Raw genomic sequence first — 12476 nt, forward strand, 5'->3', positions numbered from 1 at the left:
CTTTACTATCCCAAATTCCTGATTATTGTCAAAGATCTGCCATTGGTTCGAAATAAATTTAAACTTCCCCATTATACTTCTTGCTCATTATAAATAGCAACACTAGATGAAAAAGCAGACTTCAAATCAAGATGACCTATTACCTGTTGATCCGCATTCATTATTTCCGTCTTCCCAGCCGAGAAAAAGTTATAAGCTATAAAAACTTCATTTTCCATTGAGCTTCACTCCCTCTGCTTTAAGTGTGATATGTTGACAACTCAATTATGTAAATCTAAATAAAAGGGATTAGTCTCCCCCCTTTACCCTGACAAAATGTTTTAGATAATAAATTCATTTTTTGAAATATCTGTTATTTTATTATAAAACCACTTATCGTATCCGCCAATCACAATGATAAATATAATAACCATAAAAATTGGAACCATATCAAACATAGAGTTACCGAGAGAATCCCCCATATGAAATGAATAAGACATAAAAGGCCCCTGTCTATTGTTTGCTAACACTTACAAACACAACCATTATTTGGTTTCGTGTTTTGAAGAAAAGTTTTTTGATTGGCTAGAAATATGACTTTGATGTGTAGTATTCAAAAAGTATATGACCAAAGTTTAACGCCAAATATATAACTATCTAATTTACTCTTCATAATTATTAAATGAGCGTACATCATTGGTTTGTAATAATTCAATTATTATCCATCGGTGTAATTGCCTTTCTTGACCAATTAACAAGCTCTTCTCTTAGTACAAACCATATATCATTCCTATATTACCTTTGAAGTAGTAATCATGATAACTTCAATATTAGTTTTAAAGTACTTACTAGCCGTGGTTAGTGTGTTGATAGGCCAAAAACCATCCAATGGACGGAAATAGAGCACCAAGCACAGACGTGGTCTAAATGTTGGTACTTCCATTTCTCTATTTTCCCTCAGGTACTTAATAATCCTAGCCCCCTTTCAGTGAAGGCTAGGTTCTTTCCAATCAATATTTCACTAAAACCTTAGAAAGTTTATGCTAGTGTCTCTATTTGATACTAATCTGCTTACATACCACTAGATTTTGGTACATGAAATGCAATTGTTGTTCCCTCATGTAGCTTACTGGTAATGTGTAAGCCATCGCCATAGAATTGGCGCAATCTTTTGTCTGTATTCAAAAGCCCAATTCCATATTTGCTTGAATGGTTTTGCTTAAGGATTCCTTCTCTCACTTCACTTGGCATTCCTATGCCATTATCCCTTATCTGAACTTCGTAAGTGTCCTTGTGATCAATAACTTCAATGGTAACATCTCCTCCTTCAGATTTGTTTAATATACCATGTGTGACCGAATTTTCAACTAGAGTCTGAATGGAAAGTGGTGGTACATGAATAGATTTTGGTAAATCTGGTATTTCCCAATTAATATTAATTCTATCATCAAATCTAACTTTCTCAATGGAAAGATAAGCATCTACTAAATTTAATTCTTGTTCTAACGGAACTACATGGTCTACATTTTGGAAATCAAAACTTGTCTGCAAATAATAGATGAATTTTTCTAGTAAATTCTCCATTTTTTCTTGATCCTTTTCCATTAAGATAAGAATGGAATTGATAGTATTGAAAAGAAAATGCGGCTTAATTTGTGCACGTAGCCACGCTGTCTCCATACGCATTTTATCCGTAACAGCCACATTCAATTCCGTAAGTATTCGAACTCTAGCTCTTAACTCTAATGGTTCAATCGGCTTCACGACATAGTCATTCGCGCCAGAAAGAAATCCTGTTTCTAAATCCTCTGGACGTCCTCTGGCAGTAAGTAGTAAAATCGGTAATTCCGCTAAACTAGTGTGTTCCCTAATTCTCCGAGTTAATTCATAGCCAGACATATTCGGCATCATCACATCACTTATGACCAGATCAAATTTGTATTGATTAATCTTTTCTAATGCCTCTTCACCACTGCTTGCAAATGAAATGTCGAAGCTTTTAGGATCTAATATTTTCGAAACGACAGATAGATTTATTCGTTCATCATCTACTAGAAGAAGTCGGGATTTTTCACTTGGATGATTAAAATCATTCGCAGATTCTTCTAAGAATATATTAGTCACATCGCTAACGATCGGCTGAATAGCTTCTTGGTCTTCTGAATCCGTTGCAAGAGGAAGTGTAAAGTGAATGGTTGTGCCCTCCCCTAACTTTGAATCAACCAAAATTTCCCCTCCATGGATGTCAACGAGCTCCTTTGTGACCGCTAAACCGAGTCCAACCCCCGCATCAGCCTGTTCCATTGCATTTAACCTTTGTTCATAAGGAATAAAAATTTTCTTTATGTAATCTTCTTCTATACCCGCACCTGTATCCATAACTTCTATTCGCATTTTATGATGAACCTCTTTTGCTTGAACGGTAATCGTACCCTTATCTGTGAATTTTATCGAATTGTGTATTAAATTTAACAAAATTTGGATTAGTCTATTTTCATCTACATAAATAGGAGGAAGTGACGGCTTCACATTATTCACAAATTTCAAATCCTTGCCGTCCAACATATACTGCAGCATATCTAGTACAACGATTACGGTAGATCGAACGTTCACTGCTTTTCGATCTAATCTAATTCTTTTTTCCTTTATGAGGGATAAATCAATTAAATCGTTAATTAAAAGAGACATCCGCTTTCCTACTTGCACGAGCAAATTTAAATCCTGACGATCTTTGTCTTCGATATGGTTATCTTTATTGTCTAAAACATATTGAGCGATATTGGTCATGCTATGGAGAGGGTTTCTAAGCTCGTGTGAAGTATTTGCTAAGAAATCATCCTTACTCTTATTCGCACGGTATAGTTGATCCGATATTTCCTTTATCTCATCCACATGTCGCATAAACTGCCTTAACCAAAAGGTAGCAAAGAGAAAAAGAGTAAATAGCAAATCAAACGGGTAAAATTCAATTCCTAATGAAAATCTATGTTTAACATTCGCCCAAACGATATTATTCGTCAATGCAAGTGCACTTAAAAGGAGTAAATAGCTATCTTGTTCGTTAGCTTTCAAAGCCCTTAAAAACTGAACAAATACCGTAATCCCTGCACTTATTAATACAACACCTAAAATTACTCGGGTTTCCAGCAACACCATTATTGGAACAAAAATGACGAAGAGCCCATAAAGCAAATAAAAATAAATAAAATAACGATTTACCTTGACCGTAGCATATTTAGGTAGAAAATTCTCCGTGAATTTGACTAATAAAACCGAAATCATAATATAGACGAGATAAACAATTTTTAAAATTACACGATAATCAAATGGAAGTTTTAGTAATGCGACAGCATCCATGTCCAATAAAATCATGGTACACGCACTTGCTAACAATAGTGAAAAGTAAAATAAGGCTTTTGATCTTTTGGCAATGAAAAAGAGCACAACAGAACATACCATAAACGTTAATATAACGATCAACACCATTACTTTATTAAGTGATGCACGATTTACTTGATCGGTTATAGCGTCGTATTCCCCTAGAAGCATTGTGGTTTTATTGGAGAAATTGATGGGTATACCGTTATGACTAACCTGAATGAGAATATCTACTTTTTGTGTGTCTGTATGGAACGTGGCAATATAAGGATAAGTGCTTGCCTTATATTGCCTGATATCTGTTGTAGCGTTACCTTCTTCTTCTATTACATCTCCATTCACTATCACTCGACTTGCAGAAGGAATTCTCGGTATGTACACAGAGAATGATTTAGCTAGGACTTCTTGATTTAATGTCAATTCTAAATGGTAAGTACCATAGGAGTAGTTTTTTTTATCGACATAATCAAACCAATCATTTGGAAAGCTGCGTGCTTTTTTTTCAGCGGAAAATATGTTTGCTTCTATATCTTGTTGCTCTAGTAGTCTATTTGGGTAGAAATCCCACTCTCCAGACAAGGATACTAGTTTCTCTTCTTTCATCTCCCAATTTGTTAAATCAATGTTCCCATTTTGAAAATGATCTTGCATATTCATTGAATGGAAGGACAGTGATATCAACCGAATACTTGTAAGTACTATAATAAATGCCATAAAAATAATAATGTTTTTTTTAATCATATCGACATTAATCATCCTTTATTTTAGAAAACTTGTCTCTTTCTATTATGATCGAAAATGGTTAGTTGTCTAGTAATTGTACCTCGTTTAGTAATTTATTAACTCTAGTACGCATCAAACTCATATAAGCTCAAAGTTTCGCCTTTTTCAATGTTTCTATTAATAGGACCAGATAATGAACATAATATTCGGTTACCTTCTGATTCATCTGAGCACATATCAAATTTGCAGAAGAAATAACTTCACCTACATCGACTCTTTCCAATTTAAAGTTATCTTTCCCCCGAATTGATAGCGGCTACCTTTCGGGATGTCTATTATTTCATTATGTGTAGTTGATTAGTCATTTATTTATTGGTGAATCATTAACTTGAATAATGATACAAATGAAAAAAGCTGTCAGCAAAGTGCCAACAGCTTTTTATTCATTATGAGTTTGCTTTATTTCTACGCTTTTGTAAGAAAAGTAGCAAGAACCCTGCCAGTAATATTACTAGACCGATCATTAACCAATTAAATACATCTGTTGCTGTATCAGGTAATTCTTCTTCCCCTTCTAACGCTTCACGAGCATCTACCAATTCCGCTAGTGCAGCATCTACTTCAGCTTGTGTTGCATTTTCATCAGCAAGTACTGTTTCTGCATGCTCTAATGCTTCTTGGTATGCATTCCAGCTTGTTTCTGTGTAATTGGATGCTTGTAACTCCTCAGACTTCGATTCTTCCTCGTCAAGTGGTTGTTTATCAACGGAAAGTGCTGCACGTGCTGCTGCTAATACCGCTTCCGCTTCATCAACCTCATCTTGTGTAGCATTCGGGTCATTTAATACAGTTTGTGCTTTTTCCAGCACTTCTAAATAATTTGACCAGCTTGCCTGAGAATAATCTGATTCTTCTAGCTCTTCTGCTTGATTCTCTTCAGCATCAAGCATTGTTTTATCAACCGCTAGGGCATCACGAGCTACTTTTAGAGCTTCTAATGCTTCATCCACTTCCTCTTGTGTTGATGCTGGGTTATTTAACACTTCTTGAGCATGTGTAAGTGCCATTGTGTAATCTTCCCAGCTTGCTAGAGAATAATGAGATGGAATGAGACTTTCAGAGTCTACTACTTCTTTATCAAGTTGCTCTTTGTAAACAAGCTCTTCATATGCTTTTAATAGCCCCTCATTCGCTTGGTCTACCTGATCTTGAGTAGCCTCTTGATCAGCAATTACATCATTCGCATGGTTGAATGCCTGATCAAACTTAGCCCAAGAGTCTTCTGTATACGCATCTTCCACTAATTCTTCAGCAGTGATGACGTCATCTGTTGCCATTAACGCTGTTTTATCTACTACTGTGAAGTAATGGTCTTTGGTTACGTCTGGACGACCAGTTTGTGTAGTCGTTACTTCTACTTTGTATTCTCCTGGTGCAAGTGTTTCAGGTATATCATATGTCCATGTACCATCTGAATTAATCGGTAAGCCCTCTTTGTCGACAATAATTTCTTCTCCATCTGGACCTGTGATCGTGATGGTTGCACTTTCTGCACCTTTATCCGCAGTACCTTCAATGATTGGTGTTAAGTCGTTCGTGATACCATTTGGTTCATCAATTTGTAGAGCATGTCCAAATGGGTCACCTGCTTCGAATTCAAAATCTTCTACAGCTGTTCCATTTTCCTCATCACCAAAGAGATTAGAATCTGCTTCTGCTTTGTTGTAGTGTACTTTTACATTCGCATCACTTGATAATTCAGTTCCTTCTGCTAATGTTAGTTTCACTTTATTTGTTTTACTTTCTGGATCTACCTTTACTAATTCTGCAACAGTGACTTCTACTTCTTCTCCGTCAACCGTTACAGTAAATCCTGTAATTGGTTCCACTTCTCCATTGGCAAATTCGACATTCTTGTCAAATGAAATGGTAATTTCATCATGACCATGATCGAATCTTGCGTTAATTGCTTCTGGTTCGTGCTTTTCTAAAGCATCTCTTGCTTCTTCTAGTTCTCCTAAGGCTGATTGGACTTCATCTTGAGACGCTGTTGGATTGTTTAAAACATTATTTGCATCTTCTAGTTCTTCAGCAAAAGTATCCCAACCTGCACGATGATCGTCCTGTTTTAATTCTTCTCCACTATCAACAGCTTCTTGTAATGTCGTTTTGTCAACTACAGTGAAGTCAGCTGATTTCGTAACGGTTCTTCCTGTATCGGTGTCTTTTGCTGTTGCTTGAACGGTATATGCACCTGGTGTAAGTTCGTTAAGGTCAGTCCAATCCTCGAAAGTCCAACCTTCACCATCAATAGTAGCAACCACGCCTGTAACAACTTTATTGTCTTCACTATCAACAATAGTTAATGTAACATTGTCTGCGTCTGGGTGAATTTCACCATTAAACGATGGTGTACGATCATCCGTGTTACCTTTTGTGCCGATGATTTGAAGACCTTTTCCAAATTCATCTGTTGCTATAATTTCAAATGGTTCATCAGCAGTACCATTTTCTTCATCGCCAAATAGATTTGGCTTATCTTCATTTGGTGTATAGTCTACTTTTACTTCTCCTGCATCACTGTCTAATGGCTGATCAACAGTTAACGTCACTTTATTTCCATCAGCTACAGCGTCTGTCGCATATAATGTTTCTCCATCAACCGTTACTTTAAAGCCTTCTCCAGGAATTTCCGTATTGGTTAATGTAATATTTTTATCAAATTCGATTGTGATTTTATTGTCCCCGTGTTCGTAAGTAGCTGGATTTGTTTCTACAGGAGGATGTTTTTCAAGCGCATCTCTTGCTTCTTCAAGTTCTTCAAGGGCTGTATCTACTTCATCTTGAGATGCTGTTGGGGTGTCCAACACATTACCAGCATGTTCACGTGCATCTTCAAAAGCTTCCCAACCAGCGCGATAATCTTTTTGTACAAATTCATCTACTTCATTAAATTCTGTTTGAAGACCTTCTTTATTAACAACAAAGAACTTTTCTGATTTAGTAACGGTTCTAGGACCACCTTCATCATTAGTTGCTGTTACTTCAACAGTGTAATTACCACCGTAAGCCAGATCACTTGGGATTCTGTAAGTCCAATTTCCCTCTGTATCTAAATCAGCGATGACATTTTCTAATCCTGGAACGACATTACCAATGTTATCTTTAAAAGTTAATGTCACACTGTCAGAATCTATATGCGCATTACCGATAAATACAGGTGTTCTGTCGTCTGTATATCCTATTGTATCAGTGATTTGCAGCCCTGCACCAAATTCGTCTTTGGCTACAATAGTGAACGTCTCATCAGCAGATCCGTTTGGTTCATCGCCATATAAGTTGTCTGCTTCTCCATTGTAATCTACCTTGACTTCTCCAGCGTCACTGTCAAGCTCACCTTCAATTGTTAATGTTATTTTTTCACCATTAGCTTCAGCATCTGTGACGGGGTAATCAACACCATCAACTGTTACCGTAAAGCCGTCTGATGGATCACCATTGTTGGTAAGCTTAACATCTTTATTAAAATCAATGATGATTTTATTGTCACCGTGTTCATAGGTGGCGGGTTTTGTTTCAATTGGTGGATTTTTTTCAAGTGCTACTACAGCGTCTTGAAGATCGGTTAATGCTTGATCAACCGCTGCTTGAGTTGGAGTTTCTGCGCCATCACTAATACCATCGAGTAAATCATTCGCAGCACCTAGTGCAGCTTGATAATCACTCCAACCCGCTTGATAGTCTTCTTCCGCAGTTACGATGACTGGAATGTCATCATTAATATATGCCTCGAGATCTGTGGTGTCAACATAAGTAAAAGTTGACTCTTCTTCAACTGAAGTTGCTCCCCCTTTTGAAGCAAGCGCCTTTATCGTGTACTCACCTTTAATTAGATTATCTGTTAATTCTATCGACCAATTATCATCAATTACCGTAGCAGCTTCATTTAAAACTTCATTACCTTCTGGATCAGTTACGGTTACATTTACAGTAGATCCTGATTGAGTTGATCCAGTAATCGTTTTTTCGCTAGGATCGTAGATAAGTTTATTATCAGTTGGAGAATCAATCGTCAATTCTGTTGCTAATTGGGTCGCTGCTTCTTCTTGGGTACTCATTTTGACGACCACATCTGAATCCGTGACTGTACTTGGATTTCCATCACCATTTGTTACAGTAATATTAATTGGACGGTCATCACTATATAAAGAATTTTCATAGTGAACCATGCGACCAATCGCATCAACAACACCTACAACAACTTCTTGACTAACTACTTTAATATTATCAATACTTAAGGTAGCTCCGTGAGTCGTTCCATCCGTTCGATTGAAAGAACCTGCGACAAATCTGAATTTATAAGTTCCGTCTGCAGGAATTTCACCTGAGTTAGTCGTCCATCCTTGTGAAGAACCACGTCCATAAAGTATTTCTGTATGGTTATCATTAGACTCATTGATCAAAAATCCGTACACCTCATAGTCATCTCCACCATCATTTGCTTTCCAATCGAAGAATAATTTATCCCCTTTATTAGCTTTAAAAGGTTCACTAATCGCTTCGATTCCAAATGAAGATGCAATTTCACCATCTTTCTTACCATAATCCCCATCTAACAATAATGAATTTAGAAATCCAATTTCCAGTGCTTGACTTGAATTGTCTGTGTCATTGTACACACTTTTAACGAATCCACTTAAACTACCAAAAAGGGCTTCAAAACCTTCTGTCATTTGTGAATCGTCTGTTGAAGCTAATTTATTATAATCTACGTTAGTTTCGTATGTGTACTCGTTTCCTGGACCTGTGACCGTGTATACACCGGTTTCTGTTTCAGTGATACCATTGTATGAACGTCCTTGTGTTTTAGTCGCTAAATCACCTAACCAGATTTGATCTACTATTTCTCCATTTGGTCCTTCACTTGAAGTATTCAACTCCCAACTTGGAACCATTTCACCAGTGCTACCTTCTTCAAAATTTCCATTGGGAAGTGGAGCAGACAAATCGATTTGTAATGCCGTTCCTTCACCGTCATCAGTGTCATTAACTGATGCAATTGGAACATCGTCCAATAAAAATTGTCCATTATTGAACGTCAAAATAGAGCCATCCCCTAATGTGACACTTTCTCCTTCTGGAATAAACAAATTATCGGTATTCACGTGACCACCATCAATTTCAAAGCGAATATTTCCTTCCGCAAATTGTTCTTCAGCAGCTGGTTCAACTGAAAAATCTGGGTCAACCTGTGTAACTTCGCCCAGTACAGGATCATAATTGAAGTCTCCGTCAGAATCACGATCAACATTATCCTCACCAGCAGCCAAAACCGCTGATCCGCCAATTCCTGGTACGAGTGTCGTCCAAATAAGGATGACACTTAAAAACACTGCTATTTTCGATCTAAATTTCTTCAATCCTTTTTCACTCCTCTACTTTTATCTCTTTTTTTTCGACTTTTTGGATGTTGTGTCATTACTTCCTACTGCCCTTCTCTCCCATCCACCAATCATAAAGTCATGTTTGTCGACATCATCTATGACTTAGTCGACAATATCTTTAAAAATTGTATCAAACGAAACTCTACAAAAAATTTACAAATATTAATTGAATTTTCATTTTGACGTGACTTTAAAACTATTAACAAGTAACTATAATACTAATTTTTATGGAATCCTAATATACTGGAATAAATTTATGTCGAAATTTATCGAACGATTTTTATATATTAATATGTATTTTTCCATGGTGGTATTCTGAAAAGTGACCAATGAAAAATAGAATTTTTAATTGATGTCTATCTTTTTAGAGAAATTGTGTATTTTTCTATTATGTTGTTATATTTTGAATTGCATATATCATTATTTTTCTGATTTATTTCAACTGGGGATATACATTGTTTAATAAACAGAGGGTTATTTTTAAAAAAGAGAATGGAAGAATGGAAAAATGTAGAAGTAGAACCGATTCGAAATGATGGACTAGAAGAGAACTTCAAATAACATGAGGGTGTTGAAGAAAACCACTCATAAACAGAAACAAACAAATGTTCGCAAATCCATAACCATATCAAAACTCGAAAGAAATCATGAATTTAATCTAAGTTATTGAACAAATCGATCATTACCATCACGTCACAAAACACCGATATGAGACTTGAACATTAGATTTTACTATGTGTCCAATCAATTGAAAGAACAATTTAATGAAGAGACAGACTTATGGAAGAGTATAATGTTGAAATTTCAACTTTCCAATCAAATGTGAGAGTTAAACAACACAATTGAGGTTGGACGAAAGAAATATGATTCTGCTAATTAGCAAAATGAAGAAAAGGATAGGATTAACAAAGCGACAAATAGAGATGAAAGGATTTTAAAATTATAGTCTGAAAATAGCAATCTAAAAGAACAAAGTGAGAGAATGCACAAAGAAATAAACATTTATTGAAGACTGTCAATGATTTTACGATTCGCATGTCTCTGTCTTTTACATATTTCGAAGGCCGTATCTGATCAGAACATTATATCACTGTTCCAAAAACGCTTTCTTAATTTCAGTTCTGTGCAATTTATCAGCAATCACTGACAATAACTTTATTAGATTATGGGGATTACCTGTAAATAAATTCTAGAAAAAATTGAAATACTTAAAGCGTTTAACTGACACGCTTCTTTTTTTACTTTATTTTTGCATACAACCAACAATTTTAATATATCAATCGATGTGACAACAGCTGTTGAAAGCAAAAAATCATCTGTAGATTTTCATTTAGATAGTCAAAAAATGACGTCATCCGCCTCACACCTTTCAGAATTAAAACCAGCAAAGATGTAAAATAACAGGAGATAGAGAAGGATGTTTATAACGTAGATTCCAACATGCTATATAGTCTCCCATATGGATATACAACCATTACTTTTTCTGATGGACCATCGAGGTACACTAAAGAATTCGTTGTTATATTGGTAGAATATAACACTAAGACAACGTTTTTCTTCATGGAAAAAAATATCTACTTATTTGGACAGTGTACTGTATTCACTGTAAAAAAAGATGTCTATATGAAGTCATTCTTGGAACCACCGTGAGTTTACGTAACTTTCACCTCAAGAACAAAAGCTTGAAAGTTAAATGAATTCGCATCTCTCTCTATCACCATTGTACTTGTCTAATCATAAAAATTGTTAATAGAATTTCGTTCCTTCCAAGAAAAATACCAATTAGTAATTTCGGTACTCGGTTCTATATCTAATTCTTCTACTAACATATTGGTTAGATCTTGGTACTGAATATGTACTTCTCTGTATTCCTTCTTTATTGCAAATAATTTCATTAATTCAAAATAACTTTCTTCTAATTCAGGCGAAATATTTTGCACAGTAGAATATATGGTGATTGCTTGTGAATATTCTCGTTTTTTCTGATAGTATGCTGCTAATAATCTGCCTAATTTTAACCACTGTTGTCTTAACCTTTCAGCATGAGTTCTTGCCCAGTGGAAATCGTAATACCCCAGATAATCACCTGCATATTGGTAAAATAGTTTTTCGATTGTACCTAATTGACCTTTATCAATGAAGGAGATTTGCTCTGAACCTAATCTCCATTCATAACATTCATGTACAATTAATCCCCCAGTCTGTAGCATATATCCACTACCTATATTCGAAACATTTCTAATCAAAACATCTGAAATATTAGCTTTCTTTAAAGAATTCCTACAGTGGTAAATCGTGGTATAAAGTTGCTGATAAGCTTTATCAATAGGTAATTCTGACCACAACATATCAATTAATGTCTCTTTCGAAACGAATTTTTCTCGGTTGTGTAGTAAATAAGCAAACAACTCTAACGTTTTTCTAGTGCGCCATTTGATCGGAATCTCGGCATTTTCTGAAGTAGAAAATTTAATCTCATTAAAACATGAAAGTTGGATTTGTTTATTTCGATTATTGGAGGTTCTATTAAGTAGATTCTTTTTATCTATCCTTCGAATCGTTTTTTCTAATCGTTTCGTTTGAATAGGTTTAATGAGATAATCGAGTGCGAACAATTCAAATGCATCAATTGCGTAATGATCATAACCGGTGACGAACACGATTTCAATCTCTTCATGGAATTCTTGTATCCTATCGGCAAGTTCTAATCCGCTAATCTCTGGCATTTGAATATCTAAAAAAACAACATCAGGTACATTTTCTGTTATCTCTTTTAGTGCGTGCAAAGGATCCTGGAACATACCAACTACATCAATGTTGCTATTTTTTTTTAGTAAATTTGCTAACTTCTCTAATGGAAGCTTTTCATCATCTATCAATATTGCTTCAATCAATCTAATCATTCCTTTAACGAAGATTTGAAAATGGAAGAATATAGTTACTTTTAATAAT

General features: G+C 35.4%; 6 protein-coding genes. 1 reads left to right on the top strand and 5 read right to left on the bottom strand.

All coding sequences use genetic code 11. The features are described 5' to 3' along the window. Positions 1-71: 71 nt before the first annotated feature. From BN3107_RS19660 to BN3107_RS00530, 4 genes are all read right to left on the bottom strand, one after another. Positions 72-218, bottom strand: coding sequence for a hypothetical protein (locus tag BN3107_RS19660; protein WP_156416100.1), 147 nt, complete (start codon positions 216-218; stop codon positions 72-74). A gap of 102 nt (positions 219-320) precedes the next feature. After that, complete coding sequence (locus tag BN3107_RS19665; protein ID WP_156416101.1) at positions 321-479, bottom strand: hypothetical protein; 159 nt, start codon at positions 477-479, stop codon at positions 321-323. Positions 480-1050: 571 nt separating this feature from the next. Next, positions 1051-4098: a hybrid sensor histidine kinase/response regulator gene (locus BN3107_RS00525; protein WP_058305697.1), complete on the bottom strand. Its 3048-nt coding sequence runs from the start codon at positions 4096-4098 to the stop codon at positions 1051-1053. Positions 4099-4526: 428 nt separating this feature from the next. Then, a complete protein-coding gene (locus BN3107_RS00530; RefSeq protein WP_058305698.1) occupies positions 4527-9500 on the bottom strand; it encodes an Ig-like domain-containing protein in 4974 nt (1657 codons plus the stop codon). Positions 9501-10964: 1464 nt separating this feature from the next. On the opposite strand from BN3107_RS00530, the gene BN3107_RS20305 reads away from it, so the two are divergent. Next, the gene (locus BN3107_RS20305; protein ID WP_148434602.1) at positions 10965-11174 is read left to right on the top strand and encodes a polysaccharide deacetylase family protein; all 210 of its coding nucleotides are present in this window, start codon (positions 10965-10967) and stop codon (positions 11172-11174) included. Positions 11175-11254: 80 nt separating this feature from the next. Here the strand turns inward: BN3107_RS20305 and BN3107_RS00535 are convergent, their stop codons facing one another. After that, positions 11255-12418, bottom strand: coding sequence for a response regulator (locus BN3107_RS00535; RefSeq protein ID WP_058305699.1), 1164 nt, complete (start codon positions 12416-12418; stop codon positions 11255-11257). Positions 12419-12476: the final 58 nt, after the last annotated feature.

This window comes from Gracilibacillus massiliensis (genome assembly GCF_001458115.1).
Classification (GTDB): domain Bacteria; phylum Bacillota; class Bacilli; order Bacillales; family Amphibacillaceae; genus Gracilibacillus; species Gracilibacillus massiliensis.